Source organism: Haloactinopolyspora alba, from assembly GCF_003014555.1.
In the GTDB taxonomy this organism is placed as follows: domain Bacteria; phylum Actinomycetota; class Actinomycetes; order Jiangellales; family Jiangellaceae; genus Haloactinopolyspora; species Haloactinopolyspora alba.
Genome location: NZ_PYGE01000008.1, coordinates 178,218 through 194,015 on the forward strand (window position 1 = coordinate 178,218; position 15,798 = coordinate 194,015).

At 72.5% G+C, this 15,798-nt stretch carries 10 protein-coding genes; 5 read left to right on the forward strand and 5 right to left on the reverse strand.

Annotated elements, in window-relative coordinates; genetic code table 11:
• Positions 1-81 precede the first annotated feature (81 nt).
• Positions 82-1,578, forward strand: coding sequence for a PspC domain-containing protein (locus tag CLV30_RS25995; protein ID WP_165358546.1), 1,497 nt, complete (start codon positions 82-84; stop codon positions 1,576-1,578).
• A 79-nt stretch (positions 1,579-1,657) separates the two neighbouring features.
• On the opposite strand, the gene CLV30_RS13045 is transcribed toward CLV30_RS25995, so the two are convergent.
• Together CLV30_RS13045 and guaA are read right to left on the reverse strand one after the other, a co-directional pair.
• The gene (locus CLV30_RS13045; RefSeq protein ID WP_205740690.1) at positions 1,658-2,815 is read right to left on the reverse strand and encodes a glycerophosphodiester phosphodiesterase family protein; all 1,158 of its coding nucleotides are present in this window, start codon (positions 2,813-2,815) and stop codon (positions 1,658-1,660) included.
• Positions 2,816-2,956: 141 nt separating this feature from the next.
• Entirely contained in the window at positions 2,957-4,528 is a 1,572-nt protein-coding gene (gene guaA, locus CLV30_RS13050) for a glutamine-hydrolyzing GMP synthase (RefSeq protein ID WP_106537643.1), read from the reverse strand.
• A gap of 165 nt (positions 4,529-4,693) precedes the next feature.
• On the opposite strand from guaA, the gene CLV30_RS13055 reads away from it, so the two are divergent.
• The 3 genes from CLV30_RS13055 (at position 4,694) to CLV30_RS13065 (ending at position 8,848) form a co-directional block, all read left to right on the forward strand.
• On the forward strand, positions 4,694-6,496 hold the full coding sequence (locus tag CLV30_RS13055) for an ABC transporter ATP-binding protein (protein ID WP_106537644.1): 1,803 nt from the start codon (positions 4,694-4,696) through the stop codon (positions 6,494-6,496).
• On the forward strand, positions 6,493-8,250 hold the full coding sequence (locus CLV30_RS13060) for an ABC transporter ATP-binding protein (protein ID WP_170119645.1): 1,758 nt from the start codon (positions 6,493-6,495) through the stop codon (positions 8,248-8,250). Before CLV30_RS13055 ends, CLV30_RS13060 begins: the two co-directional genes overlap by 4 nt.
• 202 nt (positions 8,251-8,452) lie before the next feature.
• Positions 8,453-8,848, forward strand: coding sequence for a type II toxin-antitoxin system VapC family toxin (locus CLV30_RS13065; RefSeq protein ID WP_106537645.1), 396 nt, complete (start codon positions 8,453-8,455; stop codon positions 8,846-8,848).
• A gap of 31 nt (positions 8,849-8,879) precedes the next feature.
• On the opposite strand, the gene CLV30_RS13070 is transcribed toward CLV30_RS13065, so the two are convergent.
• Positions 8,880-11,438, reverse strand: a complete 2,559-nt coding sequence (locus CLV30_RS13070; RefSeq protein ID WP_205740691.1) for a glycoside hydrolase family 2 protein — start codon at positions 11,436-11,438, stop codon at positions 8,880-8,882.
• Positions 11,439-11,546: 108 nt separating this feature from the next.
• Between CLV30_RS13070 and CLV30_RS13075 the strand changes: the two genes are divergently transcribed.
• On the forward strand, positions 11,547-12,560 hold the full coding sequence (locus CLV30_RS13075) for an aldo/keto reductase (protein ID WP_106537647.1): 1,014 nt from the start codon (positions 11,547-11,549) through the stop codon (positions 12,558-12,560).
• On the opposite strand, the gene CLV30_RS13080 is transcribed toward CLV30_RS13075, so the two are convergent.
• Both CLV30_RS13080 and CLV30_RS13085 read right to left on the reverse strand, forming a co-directional pair.
• Entirely contained in the window at positions 12,547-14,223 is a 1,677-nt protein-coding gene (locus tag CLV30_RS13080; protein ID WP_106537704.1) for a GMC oxidoreductase, read from the reverse strand. The genes CLV30_RS13075 and CLV30_RS13080 overlap by 14 nt on opposite strands.
• A gap of 2 nt (positions 14,224-14,225) precedes the next feature.
• A complete protein-coding gene (locus tag CLV30_RS13085; RefSeq protein WP_106537705.1) occupies positions 14,226-15,797 on the reverse strand; it encodes a succinic semialdehyde dehydrogenase in 1,572 nt (523 codons plus the stop codon).
• Between the last annotated feature and the right edge of the window lies 1 nt (position 15,798).

Here is a 15,798-nt window from a genome sequence, read left to right on the forward strand (position 1 = left end):
GAGGCCCCCGAGTCGAATCCAGGACGAACTCCGGGTGTTCCCCGATGCACGCAGGTGAAACGCCGATGCATCATCGATGACATGACCGATCTACCGCCTCCCTCGCCGACGCAGCAGCCGCCGCGGGTGTCCGAGCAGTTCCGCTCACTGCGGCGCAGCCGGTCGGACCGCGTGGTCGCCGGCGTGCTCGGGGGGCTCGGCCGCAGGCTGGGCATCGACCCGGTCCTGCTGCGCATCACCACCGTCGTGCTGGCCATCTTCAGCGGCATCGGCGTGCTGCTCTACTCCGTGGCGTGGCTGCTCATACCGGCCGAGGACGAGGACGGCTCGGTTCTGGACCATGCGCTGGGCCGGCGCGAGGACCGGCGCTCCGGTTCGATTCCACTGGCGCTGGGCCTGACGCTGCTCGGGGTGGTCACGGCGTCCGGGATCATCGCGGGGTCCTGGGACAGCGGCGTGCTCCTGCTGCTCGCCGCCGCGGGCCTGTTCGCCCTGATCCGCCGGCGTGACGACGACGACGCGTCCGCCGGCGCCGCCACCCCGCCACCCGAGCAGGCAGGGTTCGGCGCCGCACCGGCAACCGGGCAGCCGGACCCGTCGGACGTCCGCCCGCCGGGCCTGGCCACCGAGCCCACGACCGGGTGGCGCCTGTCCGGTGCGGACGCGGCCCGCCCGGCCGCCGGGTCGCAGAGCGCGCCGTCCACGACCGGCCCGGTGGTGCCGGGCCACGACGCCGCCGCTGCGGACACGACACACCCGGACACGACCCCCGCGGAGACCGCGGACGCGAGCACCGCCGACGCGAGCACCGCCGACGCGAGCGCCGCCGACGCGAACACCGCCGCCCCGGAGCACGTCACGGCGGCACCGGCGAACGTCGGACCGTCCAGCGGCTGGCCGGAGGGACCGGACTGGGGCATCAGCCGGCAGCCGGTTCCCCCGCCCGAGCCTGCGCCCGCACCGGCGCCGAAGACACGCTCGACGCTCGGGCCGCTCACGTTCTGCAGCGCGATCGTCGCTGTCGGTGTCCTGGCCGTCCAGGACGTGTACTGGGCGGCCATTCCGGTGGCGGCGTACGTGGCGCTCCCGCTGGCCGTGGTCTCGGTCGGTCTGCTGGTCGGAACCTGGCGCGGCCGCTCGCGCGGGCTCATCGTGCTCGGGGTCCTGCTGACCATCATGCTGGTGCCCGCGACGTGGGCGTCGCAATGGGACATGAACGACCTCGGCTCCGACGAGATGGTCCGGTTCACCCGGCCCGAGCAGATACCCGACAACGTCATCACCCGCGGCGCGGGGACCGTCAACTACGACCTGTCCGACCTGGCACTGGCCGACGGCGAGTCCGTCACGCTGCAGGTCCAGCTGGGTGCCGGCGACATGACCGTCGTGGTTCCCCGGGACGCCGACGTCGACGTCACAGCGACGCTCGATGCGGGCGACATGGTCGTCTTCGGCAACTCGCAGGAAGGGGTCCAGCGGAGCATCGACACGATCAACCGGGGCCCGGACGGTCCCGGCGGCGGGACCATCACACTCGACCTCGAAGTAGGCCTGGGTGATCTCGAGGTGACCCGATGAAACGCCATGACACCGACGTCGTATCCCTCGTCTTCGGACTTCTGTTCCTTGGAGTGAGCGCCATGTGGCCGCTGATGCACTACGACGTCCTGGGCCTGTCCGGCCTCGAGGTCGCCGCACCCGTCCTGTTGGTCTCCATCGGCCTGGCCGGCCTGATGGCGTCGTTGAACAAGCTGCGCCGCGAGCGCGAACCGGACGACGCCGGGGTCTGACCCGCGAGGTACTCGGCGCGTGCGGCCAGTGCCGTGTCCGGATGGTCGCTGACGACACCGTCGACCCCGGCCGCGAAGAACGCGGCGTACTCGCCGGCGGCGTCGCCGTGGGCGCCCGGCTCGCTCCCCCGCCGGTGCTCGGCCGGCAGGAACGTGTTCTCGTTACGGAACGTCCAGGCGTGCACGGCCATACCGAGCTCGTGCGCGTCGCCGATCAGCCGACCGGGCCGCCCGAGCCGGCCCTCCGGGTCGCGTGGCAGCAGCAGCGACTTGTGCGCTCCCAGCACGGACGCGTACGACGACATCTCCCGCAGCCCGCCGGGGGTCAGCATGTCGGCGTACCGGCGGCCGTCGCTCGCGCGTTCCCATTCGTACGGCCGTCCGGCGATGTCGACACGCTGCACCAGCGTCAGCGACGACCGCCGGGCCAGCCGGCGCAGCACGGACGGCTCGAAACTCTCCACGAGGACGCGCACGCCCGCGCGCTCCAGCCGGAACCCCCGCAACGCGTCGAGTAGCGCGTCCTCGGGTTCCCGCCCCGCCTCGGCGAGGTCGGTCGCCCGTTTCAGCTCGACGTACAGCCCGACCGGACGGCCGCGCTCGCGTCCCGCCCGGATCGCCTCGTCGACGATCTCGTCGAACGTGGGGATCCGGAACCGGCCGTCGTAGGCCCGGTTGCGCGGACGCAAACCGGGGATGCGTTCGCGCATGGACAGCGTCTTGAGCTCCGCGACGGTGAAGTCGTCGACGAACCACCCGCACACCTCGCGGCCGGACACCGTCGCGGTCCGTCGCCGCGCCGCGAACTCGGGCCGGTCGGCCACGTCGGTGGACGCGGCGAGCTCAGCGTCGTGCCGGGCGACGAGGACACCGTCGGCGCTGAGCACGAGGTCCGGCTCGATGTAGTCGGCGCCCAGGTCGATCGCGAGCCGGTAAGCCGCGAGGGTGTGCTCGGGGCGGTAGCCACAAGCGCCGCGGTGCGCGACGACGACCGGTGCCGCGGGTCCTGTGGAGGTGCGGAACACGCTGGTCAGACTACGGAGCGACCGTGTCACAGCGGCCACCACGCCCCGAACGGGCCGTGACACGGCGCCGAACGGCGGTGCCGAACCAGGCACAACCGGCACGACAGCACGGGGGCGACCCTCAGCCGGCCGGTGCTCGCCTCACTCCCATTCGATGGTGCCGGGCGGCTTGCTCGTGACGTCGAGAACCACCCGGTTCACCTCGCCGACCTCGTTGGTGATGCGGGTGGAGATCCGCTCGATGAGCTCGTACGGCAGCCGCGACCAGTCCGCGGTCATGGCGTCCTCGCTGGACACCGGCCGCAGCACGATCGGGTGCCCGTAGGTGCGTCCGTCGCCCTGAACCCCGACCGAGTGCACGTCGGCGAGCAGCACGACCGGGAACTGCCACACGTCGCGGTCGAGCCCGGCCGCCGTCAACTCCGCGCGCGCGATGGCGTCGGCGCGGCGCAGCACCTCCAACCGGGCGTGATCGACCGAGCCGATGATCCGGATCGCCAGCCCGGGCCCGGGGAACGGCTGGCGCCACACGATCTCGGCCGGCAGCCCCAGCTGCTCGCCCACCGCACGGACCTCGTCCTTGAACAGGGTGCGCAGCGGCTCGATCAGGGTGAACTGGAGGTCCTCGGGGAGGCCGCCGACGTTGTGGTGGCTCTTGATGTTGGCCGCGCCCTCGCCACCGCCGGACTCGACGACGTCGGGGTAGAGGGTCCCCTGGACCAGGAACTCCACCGTGTCGCCCTCGGCGCCGGCCTTCGCGACGATGTCGCGTGCGGCGTGCTCGAAGACCCGGATGAACTCGCGCCCGATGATCTTGCGCTTCTCTTCCGGGTCGGAGACGCCCTTGAGCTCGGAAACGAACTGCTCCACGGCGTCGACGACGTGCAGGTCCACCCCGGTGGCGGCGACGTAGTCGCGCTCGACCTGCTCGGCCTCGCCCTCGCGCATCAGGCCGTGGTCGACGAAGACGCAGGTCAGCTTGTCGCCGACGGCCCGCTGCACCAGCGCGGCGGCGACGGCGGAGTCGACACCGCCGGACAGGCCGCAGATCACCTGCTTGTCGCCGGCGACCGCCCGGATCTTCTCCACGGTTTCTTCGACGATGTTCACCATGGTCCACGTGGGACGCGCCCCGGCGATGTCGTACAGGAAGCGCTCCAGCACCGCCTGGCCGTGCTCGGTGTGCAGCACCTCGGGATGCCACTGGACGCCGGCGTACCCGTGTTCGGGGTCCTCGAACGCGGCGACCGGCGTGCCGTCGGTGGCGGCGAGCACGTCGAACCCGCCCGGCGCCCGGGTGACCGAGTCGCCGTGGCTCATCCACACCGTCGCCCCGCTGTCCACGCCCTGCAGCAGCGTTCCGGGGCGGTCGACCTCGACGTACGTGCGGCCGTACTCGGACATCCCGGTGCGCGCGACCTGCCCTCCGAGTGCCGCGGCCATCGCCTGGAAGCCGTAACAGATACCGAACGTGGCGACACCGGTCTCGAACAGCCGCGGATCGACCGACGGCGCGTCGTCGGCGTAGACGCTGGCCGGCCCGCCGGAGAGGATGATGGCCTTCGGGTTCCGGGCGAGCATCTGCTCCACCGGCATGGTGTGCGGGACGATCTCGGAGTACACGCGGGCCTCGCGCACCCGGCGGGCGATCAGCTGCGCGTACTGGGCGCCGAAATCGACGACGAGGACTGTGTCATGTGAGGTGTCGACCACCCGCCTGAGCGTATCGGAGACCGCGCCGGCTGGCACATCCGCACGAGTGGCCTTCTCCGCCACGTCCCGGCACCCCGATCACCCTGCTCACGGCCTCGGCGGACGCGTGTCCACGCGGCGAAATTCAGGTGCGGCTGTCAGTACCGCTTCGTACCGTGGTCAACCGTGCGCCCCCTTCCACTGACCGACCCCGGCATTCCGGACATCCGCTCCCGGCCGCGGTTCCTCGCATGGATCGCGGCGCGGCAATGGCGCACGCTCGCGTTCGGCACCGTTTTCGGCATCACCTGGATGCTCGCCCAGGCACTGATGCCCTGGGCCATCGGGCACGGCATCGACGGCATCGTCGCCGACGACACCGAATCCACCTGGCGCTGGGCGGCGCTGGTCGGTGTTCTCGGTGTCACGCAGGCGTTGTCCGGCATGATGCGTCACCGCGCCGCGGTCCGGAACTGGCTGCACGCGGCGTTCCGCGTCATCCAGCTGGTCGGCCGGCAGAGCGCGCGCGGCGGACCGGCGGTGCCGGCGACCATGCCCACCGGCGAGATCGTTGCCACCGCGTCCAGCGACTCCATGCACATCGGGCACGCCATGGAGGTCACGCCGCGCTTCGCCGGGTCCGTGGTCTCGTACGTGGTGGTCTCGGTCATCGTGCTGCAGACCTCGGTCGCGCTCGGGCTGATGGTGCTCATCGGCGTCCCGCTGCTGGTCGTCGCCCTGGGGCCGCTGGTCCGCCCGCTTCAGCAACGCCAGCACGTCCAGCGCGAGGCGCTCGGCGACCTCACGGCGCTGGGCGCGGACACGGTCGGCGGGCTGCGGGTGCTGCGCGGCATCGGCGGCGAGAAAGTGTTCAACCGGCGCTACGCCGAACGCTCCGAGGCCGTCCGCGCATCCGGCGTGCGGGTCGCCAGCACGCAGGCGATGCTGGACGCGGTCCTGGTGCTGCTCCCGGGCATCTTCCTCGTGCTGCTCACCTGGGTCGGCGCCCGGCTGGTGCTGGACGGGACGGTGGAGCCCGGCGCGCTGGTCGCGCTGTACGGCTACGCCTTCTTCCTCGTGCTGCCGGTGCGCACGGCGGGCGAGATGGCCTTCGCGCTCACCCGCGCCGGTGTCGCGGCGCGCCGGGTGCTGCGGGTGCTGTCCGTCGAACGCGACGTCCGCGACGACGCCGATGCGGGAACGGACACCGGTGCGGGCAGCGACGACGACGGCAGGCCGCGACCCGCCGTCAACGGCGCCACGGTGTCCGGATCGCCGGTGACCGGCACCGACGCGGTAGCCACCGCCGCCGGCGAGCTCGCCGACCCGGCGACCGGCCTGCGGGCCGCTCCGGGTGAGCTGACCATGCTGGTGGCCGACGACGCGTCGTTCACCGCCGCGATCGCCGACCGGCTGGGCCGGCTGGTCCCCGAGGGCGGAGCGCTGCTCGACGGCGTCCCCGTCGACCGTCTCCCGCTGTCCGAGGTCCGCGGCCGGGTCGTCGTCAGCGAGCCGGAGCCGACGCTGTTCACCGGGACGCTGCGCAGCGGCCTCGACCCGCACGGCCGGCACGACGACGCCCGCCTCGTCGACGCGATGACCACCGCGTCGGCCGGCGACGTCCTCGAGACGCTGCGCGCCGGGCTCGACTCGCTGGTCGAGGAACGCGGCCGGTCGCTGTCGGGGGGCCAGCGCCAACGCGTCGCGCTCGCCCGCGTGCTGGTCAGCGACCCCGAGGTGCTCGTGCTCGTCGAACCGACCAGCGCGGTCGACGCGCACACCGAGGCCGCCGTCGCCGAACGCCTGCGGGCGGCGCGGGCCGGGCGCACCACCGTCGTCGTCACCGCGAGCCCGCTGCTGCTGTCCACCGCCGACACCGTCGTCTGGTTCGACCGGGGACGCGTCGCCGCCACCGGCACCCACGACGAACTGCTGGCCACCACACCCGCCTACCGCCGCACCGTCACCCGAGAGGAGGAACCCGCGTGAGCGCCCTGCCCGTGGCGTCCCCGGCCGAGGTTCGCGCCGAGGCACGCCGCCTGTTCCTGCGGCACCGCCGGCAGCTGTGCGCCGCGCTCGCGGTGCACGTCGTGGCGGCCGCCGCCGGGCTGGCCGGGCCGTTCCTGCTGGGCCGGATCATCGACAGCGTCACCCGGGACCCCTCCACCGGCCGGGTCGACCTGCTGGCGGCGCTGCTCGCGGGCTTCATCATCGTGCAGGCGCTGCTCACCCGGGTCGCCATCAACCGTTCACTGATCCTGGGTGAGCGGGTGTTCGCCGAGCTGCGAGAGACGTTCATCGCGCGCGTGCTGTCGCTGCCGCTGTCCACGGTCGAGCGCGCGGGTACCGGCGACCTGGTCGCGCGCACCACCGGCGACATCGACGCGATGTCGCGCACGGTCCGCTTCGCCATCCCCGAGATCCTGGTCGCCGTGGTCACGACCGTGCTGACGCTCGGCGCCGCGGTCGTCGCCGGGCCGCTGGTCGCTGTGGGGGCAATCGTCGGCCTGCCGCTGCTCTACGCCGGCACCCGCTGGTACCTCAACCGTGCCCGCGACGGGTACCTGTGGGAGCGGGCCGCGTACGCGACGCTCGACGGCACCGTCTCCGAGACCGTCGACGGCGCCCGCACCATCGAGGCGCTCGGGCTGAGCGAGGTCCGGGTCGCCCGCACCGACGACGACCTCCGCGAGGCCTACGCCGCCGAACGACGCACGCTGTTCCTGCGCACGGTCTGGTTCCCCACCGCGGAGATGGCGTACGTGCTGCCCGTCGTCGCCACCCTCGCCTGGGGTGCGTGGCTGGCCTCCGCCGGGCACGCCACGGCGGGGCAGGTCACGGCCGTCGTGCTGTACATGGTGCAGATCGTCGACCCGGTCGACCGGCTGGTGTCGTGGCTGGACGAGCTGCAGGTCGGCATGTCGTCGTTCGCGCGGGTCATCGGCGTCGCCGACGTGCCGCCGGACCGGCAGGCGTCCGGCGCCGAGCCCGACGGCGAGGACATCCGCGGCGACGACGTCCGGTACGCCTACGTCGAGGGACAGGACGTCCTGCACGGGGTTTCACTACGGCTGGCTCCGGGTGAACGGCTGGCGATGGTGGGCCCTTCCGGGGCCGGCAAGTCGACACTGGGGCGGCTGCTGGCCGGGATCCACCCGACGCGCACCGGCAGTGTCGACGTCGGGGGTGTGCCGCTGGTCGATCTCCCGGTCGACCAGTTGCGCCGCGAGGTCGTCCTGGTCACCCAGGAGCATCACGTGTTCGTGGGCACGCTGCGCGACAATCTCGCGCTGGCGGCTCCGTCGGCCTCCGACGACGAGCTGCGGCACGCGCTGGCCGCCGTCGACGCGCTGGACTGGGCCGACGCGTTGCCGGACGGCCTCGACACGGTGGTGGGTTCCGGCGGCCACGTGGTCGGCCCGGCGTTCGCACAGCAGATCGCGCTGGCGCGGATCGTCCTGGCCGACCCGCACACTCTGGTGCTGGACGAGGCGACGTCGCTGCTCGACCCCCGGGCCGCCCGGCACCTCGAGCGGTCACTGTCCGCGGTGTTGCGCGGACGTACCGTGATCGCCATCGCCCACCGGCTGCACACGGCGCACGACGCGGACCGGGTGGCGGTCGTCGAGGACGGCGTCATCTCCGAGCTCGGCAGCCACGACGAGCTCGTCGCGCGGCGCGGCGCGTACGCCGCCCTGTGGGAGTCGTGGCACGGCACGCCCGCGTCGGCCGAGGCCCGCTGACCGTTGCGGCGGGCCACGGGTTGCACTCCGCGCACATGGATGCAGAACGCTTGCGTGGGGCGCAGAATGCTCTCGACACAGAGGCTGCCGTCCTCACCCTCGACGAAGCCGCCTAGCAGGCACGGACCATAGCGGCGAGATCGTCGGTGACGGCCGATGACGTCACCGACACCATCGCACAGACACGTGCGGCACGCGGCGCGTGATCGTTCTCGACACCTCGGCGCTGGTCGAGTTCCTGGTCGGTGCGGACGCCGTCGCGGCGAAGGTGCGGGACGGCGTCCGGGGTGAGCAGCTCGCCGCGCCGCACGCAGTCGATCTGGAGTGCGCATCGACACTGCGCGACCTCGTTCTCGGCCGTAAGCTCCCTGCAGACGAGGGCGGACGAGCACTCGAGCTCCTTCGTTCGATGAACCTACGGCGCTACGACCAACGCCTGCTGCTCACCAGAGTGTGGGAACTACGGCACAACATGTGGCCCTACGACGCCGCATACGTCGCATTGGCTGAGAGCTTGAACGTCGACCTCGTGACGGTGGACGAGAAGCTCGCGACCACACCCGGCATCCGGTGCCATGTGCGCACCCTCCGCAACTGACGGCCCGGGGCGACGGTGATCGCGCCGTCCGTCAGTCGAGCAGGTCGTTCGCCGAACGCAGCACCGTCGGCGCGGTGAACGCCGCGGGGTCGAGCCCGTCCGGCGCCGTGACGAAGAACGACACCCGCTCCCCCGGCAACAGCGTCACCTTCATGTCGTCGACCCGGGCGTCCGGGTGCACCCTGTCGGCCAGCAGCGCGACGTCGCGCGTGAGGCCCCGCGCGGTGACGTGCACCCGGTATCCGCCGTCGACACGCTCGGCCCCGGCCCGTAGATCCGGGGAGCTCAGCTCGGAGTCGCGGTACTCGGCGAAGAACCACCACGCCCGCTCGCCGCCCAGGGTCGCCAGCACGAGCTCGCCGTTCACGTCGGCGACCGACGCGACATCACCGGGAACGTCCAGCGTGTCCGTGCTGCGGGCCGCGACGTCCACCGGAACCGTCACCGTGGCCAGTTCGGCGCCGTCGTAGGACAGCCGCCGCAGCACGACGTCGCCGGTCCACGCCTGCGGGGAGTCGTTGACGATCGCCAGGGCGAGGCCGTCGGCGCCGCTGCCCGTGCTCGCCGGCAGCGACGCGCCGCGCCCGGCAACCGGCAGCGGCGACCGCGGCTGCAGCGTCAGCAGCCGGTCCGCGTAGGCATGTTTCAACGCGTACAGCAGCGGTTTCGGACGACCGTCCCCGTCGACAGCGGACCACGACGTCACCGGCCAGCAGTCGTTCAGCTGCCACACCACGCTGCCGGCGCAGCGCGGACCCAACGAACGCAGATGCTCGACCGCGACGCCGACGGCCACCGCCTGGTTGAGCGACATCGCCCAGTGCCAGTCGTCCATGTCGTCGGGCAGCGGGAGGTGGCGCACGAGTCCGTCGGTGAGCTTGTCGTTGCCGTTCGACGCCTTCTGGTGCACGATCATGCCCGGCGATTCCGGGGTGAGCGGGTCGTCCGAGATCGCCCGCCGCAGCGTCGACCATGTCGGCGGCCCCTGCCAGCCGAACTCGGCCACGAACCTCGGCCGGTACGCCCGGTAGTCCGGGTAGTCGCGCTGGTTCCACAGGTCCCACAGATGCACCGCACCGTGGTCGGGATCGTTGGGGTGCACGTCCAGCGTCCCCGACCACGGACTGCCCGGGACGTACGGCCGCTGCGGGTCGAGCTCGGCCAACAGCCGCGGCAGCAGCTCCGTGTAGTAGCCCAGACCCCACGTCCGTCCGCGCAGCCGCGGCTCCCACCTCCAGTCGTGGAAACCCCAGATGTTCTCGTTGTTGCCGCACCAGAGCACGAGGCTCGGATGCGGCAGCAACCGGGTGACGTTGTCGCGCGCCTCGGCCTCCACCTCGCCGCGCAGCGGTTCCTCCTCCGCATAGGCCGCGCAGGCGAAGGGGAAGTCCTGCCAGGTCATGATGCCGAGCTCGTCGCAGCGGGAGTAGAAGTCGTCGGACTCGTAGAGGCCGCCGCCCCAGACCCGCACCAGGTTGACGTTCGCCCATTCGGCCTGGTCGAGCCGTTCGGCGTACTGCCGCGCGCTCACCCGGTGCACGAACGCGTCGTCGGGGATCCAGTTGGCGCCACGGACGAACACCGGCCGGTCGTTGACCACGACGACGAACGGCGTGCCCTGATCGTCCGGCGTCATGTCCAGCCGGACGGTCCGGAACCCCACCCGGCCCCGCCAGTCGTCGCTCACCCTCGCGCCGTCGCCGACGGTCACCGTGACGTCGTACAGAGGCTGTGCACCGTGACCACGAGGCCACCAGCGCCGTACCCCTGGGAGCTCGACCTCGGCGACGGCTTCGGACCGGCCGGATGCGACCCGGACGCGCCGCGTGACCCCGTCCACGTCGACCGCGACCTCGGCCTCGGCATCCGCACCGGCACCGGCCGCCGGGTCGCGCCCGGCCGCGTCATCGGCCCACTCCAACTCGACGCCGACCTCGACCCGCCCGGTGTCGTCCTCGTCGACCGTGGCCACCGGTCGTACAGCGGCCAGCCGCACACCCGACCACGCGTGCAGCGTCACCGGGCGCCAGATCCCCACGGTCGCGGCGTCGATGCCCCAGTCCCAGCCGAAGTTGCACGCCATCTTGCGGATCGCGTTGTACGGATGGTGGTTGGTGTGTGGGCGGTATCCGAGCGCCAGGCTCTGCCGGTCGGCGTGCTTGACCGGCGACGTGAACGCCGCCACGAGCTCGTTCTCGCCGGGGCGCAGGACGTCGTCGACCGGTAGCCGATAGGTGCGGTGCTGGTTCGCGGTACGCGCCAGCTCCCGGCCGTTCAGGGTGACGGTGGCCACCGTGTCCAAGCCCTCGAAGACGAGATCGTGGCGGTCGTGACCGTCCGGCGACCAGGTGAAGCGGGTGCGGTACTCCCAGTCGCACGATCCGATCCAGGCGAGCTTGCGCTCGTTGTCGTCCAGGAACGGGTCCGCGATGTCGCCGGCGGCCAGCAGATCGGTGTGCACGCACCCCGGAACCGTCGCGGGCACGTCCCGGCCCGCGAGCGGCCCGGGCACCGGGCCGCCCACCGGGCGCACCGTCCACCCGTCGTGCAGCCTGACTCGTCCGTCGATCGTTGCGCCGTTCGAGGTCACGTGATCGCTCCTGGGTCGGTCCGTCGTCGATGTACCGCTGCGAGAAGCCGCCGACACCATCGTCGGAGCACTTGACTTCGAGCACGCTCGAACTGACAAGTTACCGACATGACAGCAACCACACGCACACTGGGACGCAGCGTCATCGAGGTCAGTTCGCTCGGCATGGGTTGCTGGGCCGTCGGCGGGCCGTTCTGGGCGGGCACGAACCCGCTCGGCTGGGGTGAGGTCGACGACGACGAGTCGATCCGCACCGTCCGGCGCGCCCTCGATCTCGGCGTCACACTGTTCGACACCGCCGACGCCTACGGCACCGGGCACAGCGAGCGGATCCTCGGCCGCGCCCTCGCCGACCACCGCGACGACGTCGTCATCGCCACCAAGTGGGGCAACACCATCGACGAGGAGACGCGCCAGCTCACCGGCACCGACCCCACCCCCGAGTACCTGCACCGCGCCGTCGAGGGGTCGCTGCACCGGCTCGGCACCGACCACATCGACCTGTACGAGCTGCACCTGAACGACCTGCCGATCCCCCAGGCGGAAGAGCTGCTCGGCACGCTCGAAGAGCTCGTCGAGTCCGGCAAGCTGCGCTGGTACGGCTGGAGCACGGACTACGCCGACCGGGCGGGCGCGTGGGGGCGTGAGGGGCGGCACTGCACGGCCGTCCAGCACGCCTTCTCGGTGCTGCACGACGCGGCGGCGGTGCTCGAGGCGTGCGAGACGCACCAGCTCGCCAGCCTCAACCGGAGCCCGCTGGCGATGGGGCTGCTCACCGGCAAGTTCACCGCGTCGTCGACGCTCGGACCGGACGACGTCCGCGGTGTCGCCCCCGAGTGGCTCGCCTACTTCCGCGACGGCCGGCCGGCACCCGAGTGGCTGGAACCGATCGCCGCCGTCCGCGAGGTCCTGACCGGCTCGGGGCGCACCCTGGCCCAGGGCGCCCTCGCCTGGATCTGGGCGCGAAGCGACGTGACCATCCCGATCCCGGGCGCCAGGACGGTCGCTCAGGTCGAGGAGAACGCGGGCGCGATGGAACACGGCCCATTGTCTGCCGACGAGTTCGCCGAGGTGGAGCGGCTCCTGGCGCAGCTGCGCGACCAGCCGGTCACGGCGATGTGAGGCGCAGGGCGGTCGGGGCGCCGGGTGGCACGGCCGGCTCCCGCGGCGGGACCGGGTCGACCGGGCGGTACGTGGCGCCGAGCGGCGGACGAGGGTCCGCGTCGCCGTGGTTCGGCCAGAACGCCAAAGCCCGCTCGGCCTGCGCGGTGATGGTCAGCGACGGGTTCACCCCGAGGTTCGCCGAGATGGTCGAGCCGTCGACGATGTGCAGACCCGGATGCCCGTACACCCGGTGCCACGGGTCGACCACACCGTCGTCGGCCGTGGCGCCGATGGTGCACCCGCCGATGAAATGCGCGGTCATCGGCCGTCCGAACGGCTCACCGAGGGTCGCGCCGGCGACACCGTCCACCAGCGCGGCCATCCGGCGCACCGCGTCGTGCGCCACCGGGATCCACGTCGGGTTCGGCTCGCCGTGGCCCTGCCGCGAGGTCATCCGGCGGCGTCCGGTCAGGCGGCTCCGGCGGGTGTAGGTGGTGATCGAGTTGTCCCGCGTCTGCATCGCCAGCGCGATGACCGTCCGCTCGGACCAGTGCGCCGCGTCGTAGCGGTCGGCGAGGCCGCGCCGCTGCCGCCACATCTCGCGCGCCCACGCCCCGAGCCGCACGTGTGCGCCGTCGCCCTCGGTGAGCACCGTCTGCAACAGCGACATCGCGTTGCTGCCGTGCCCGTAGCGGACGGGTTCGATGTGCGTGTGCTCGTCGGGGTGGAACGACGAGGTGATGGCCGCACCCTCACTGAAGTCGTGCCGCCGGTCCGGTGCGATGGCGCCGAGGATCGATTCGGAGTTGGTGCGGGTGTGCACCCCGAGCTGGTCGGACAGGTGCGGCAGGTGGCCCTCGTCGCGCATCCGGTGCAGCAGCCGTTGAGTGCCGAGCGGGCCCGCGCTGAGCACCACCTGGTCGGCGGTGATGATCGTCGGCTGTGCCCCGGGCGCGTCGGTGCGACGGACCAGCGCCCCGTACCCCCCTGCCGGCAGCGGGCGCAACGAGCGCACCGTGGACAGTTCGTGGACCTGCGCGCCGGCCCGCTCGGCGAGGTAGAGGTAGTTCTTGGTGAGAGCGTTCTTGGCGTTGTGCCGGCAGCCGGTCATGCACTCGCCGCAGTGCAGGCAGCCGGCGCGGTCCGGTCCGGCACCGCCGAAGTACGGGTCGGGCACCGTCACACCCGGTTCACCGAAGAACACGCCCAGCGGCGCCCGGCGGAACGTGCCGCCCACGCCCATGTCGCTCGCGACCTGCTGGAACACGTGATCCGACGGGGACATCCGCGGATAGGTCGTGGCGCCGAGCATGCGCGTGGCCTGGTCCAGATGGGGAGCCAGCTCGGCACGCCAGTCGGTGATGCCGCTCCACGCGGAGTCGCGGTAGAAGGCGTCCGCCGGCTCGTACAACGTGTTGGCGTACACCAGCGAACCGCCGCCGACACCCGCCCCGGAGAGGATCACGCAGTCGCGCAACGTGTCGATGCGCTGGATGCCGTAGCACCGCAGCGCGGGCGCGAAAAGGAAGCGGCGCACGTCCCACGACGAGGCCGGCAGCGTGTCGTCGTCGAACCGTGCCCCCGCCTCGACCACGCCGACCCGGTAGCCCTTCTCGGTCAGCCGCAGCGCGGTGACGCTGCCGCCGAAGCCGGAGCCGATGACCAGGACGTCGTAGTGCAGCCTCACGGCCGCCCGGCCTTCCGCATCGCCCGCAGCGACCGCGTCATGAACTCGGCGAAGCCGCCGTGGTCCATGCCCGGCAGCGGGGTGATGCCGTGAGCGCGCTGCACCGCCACCGCCTGCGTGTCGGTGTAGCGCTCGATGCCGTCGCGGCCGTGCCGCCGGCCCAGCCCGGACGCGCCCAGGCCGCCGATGGGCAGGTCGTGGCTGCCCCACGCGGCCGCGTACCCCTCGTTGACGTTGACCATGCCCGACCGCAGTTGTCGCGCCACCCGCAGGCCACGCCGCAGGTCACGCGTCCACACCGACGCGTTCAGGCCGTACGCGGAGTCGTTCGCGGCGTCCACCGCCTCCTGGTCCGAGCCGACACCGTGCACGGCGACGACCGGCCCGAACGTCTCGTCGGTGGCGACGGGCATGCCCTGCCGGACGCCGTCGAGCACGGTGGGCTCGTAGAACCAGGGCCCCAGCTCCGGACGGGCGACGCCGCCGGTCAGCACCCGCGCGCCCCGGGCGACGGCGTCGTCGACGTGGGCGGTGACCCTGTCGAGCTGTTCCTGCGACGCGAGCGAGCCGACGTCGCAGGAATAGTCGAACGCGGGCCCGAGCCGCAGCGCCTGGACCCTGCTCACGAACCGGTCGAGGAACGAGTCGCGTACCGCGGCAGCGACGTAGACACGCTCCACCGACACGCACAGCTGACCGGCGTTCGAGAAACACGCGCGTACGGCGGACTCGGCCGCCCGGTCGACGTCGGCGTCCTCCAGGACGAGCATCGGGTTCTTGCCGCCGAGCTCGAGGGAAGCGCCGACGAGCCGCTCTCCGAGCCGGCTCGCGATGGTCCGGCCGGCCGCCGTGGACCCGGTGAACGAGACGTGGTCGGCGTGCTCGACGACCGCGCCGCCGATGGTGGGGCCGTCGCCGGTGACGATCTGCCACAGCGCTTCGGGCAGCCCCGCCTCGACCGCGAGCGACCGCGCGGCCAGCGCCGTCAGCACACCGCGCGAGTCCGGCTTGTGCACCACCGCGTTGCCGGCGACGAACGCCGGCAGACAGTCCGAGATGGCCAGCGTCAGCGGGTAGTTCCACGGCGAGATGACCCCGACGACACCCTTCGGCCGACGCATCTCGACCGCGCGGGTGAGGCCCGGGATCAGCCCCAGCCGCCGCCGGTCGCGCATCACCTGCGGGCCGCGGGCGGCGCAGTACCGTGCCGCGAGCGCGACGTCGGCGATCTCTTCGAACGCGTCCCGGCGTGCCTTGCCGGCCTCGGCCTGGACCAGGTCGGCGAGCTCGGACCGCCGGTCGAGGGCGAGGTCGTGGACGCGGCCGACGATGCGGGCGCGCTCGGCGACCGGGCGAGCCGCCCATCCGGCCGCCGCATCGCGCGCGGCGGCCGCGGCGGTGCGCACGTCCTCGGGCGTGGACAGCGGGAAGTCGGTGAACGCACGGCCGGTGAACGGGGCGACGGCGTCGGCCCGCTCCGCCCGGGGCGTCGCGACGACGCGATCGGTCAGCCGGTCGAGGGTCTGGCGGTCGACGACGTCGTCGACACTGACGGCCGTGATGCTCATC

What these genes read in the sequence shown, in the direction of transcription:
- CLV30_RS25995 (WP_165358546.1), top strand. Translation starts at nt 82, where the DNA reads ATGACCGATCTACCGCCTCCCTCGCCGACGCAGCAGCCGCCGCGGGTG.
- CLV30_RS13075 (WP_106537647.1), top strand. Translation starts at nt 11,547, where the DNA reads ATGACAGCAACCACACGCACACTGGGACGCAGCGTCATCGAGGTCAGT.
- CLV30_RS13085 (WP_106537705.1), bottom strand. Translation starts at nt 15,797, where the DNA reads ATGAGCATCACGGCCGTCAGTGTCGACGACGTCGTCGACCGCCAGACC.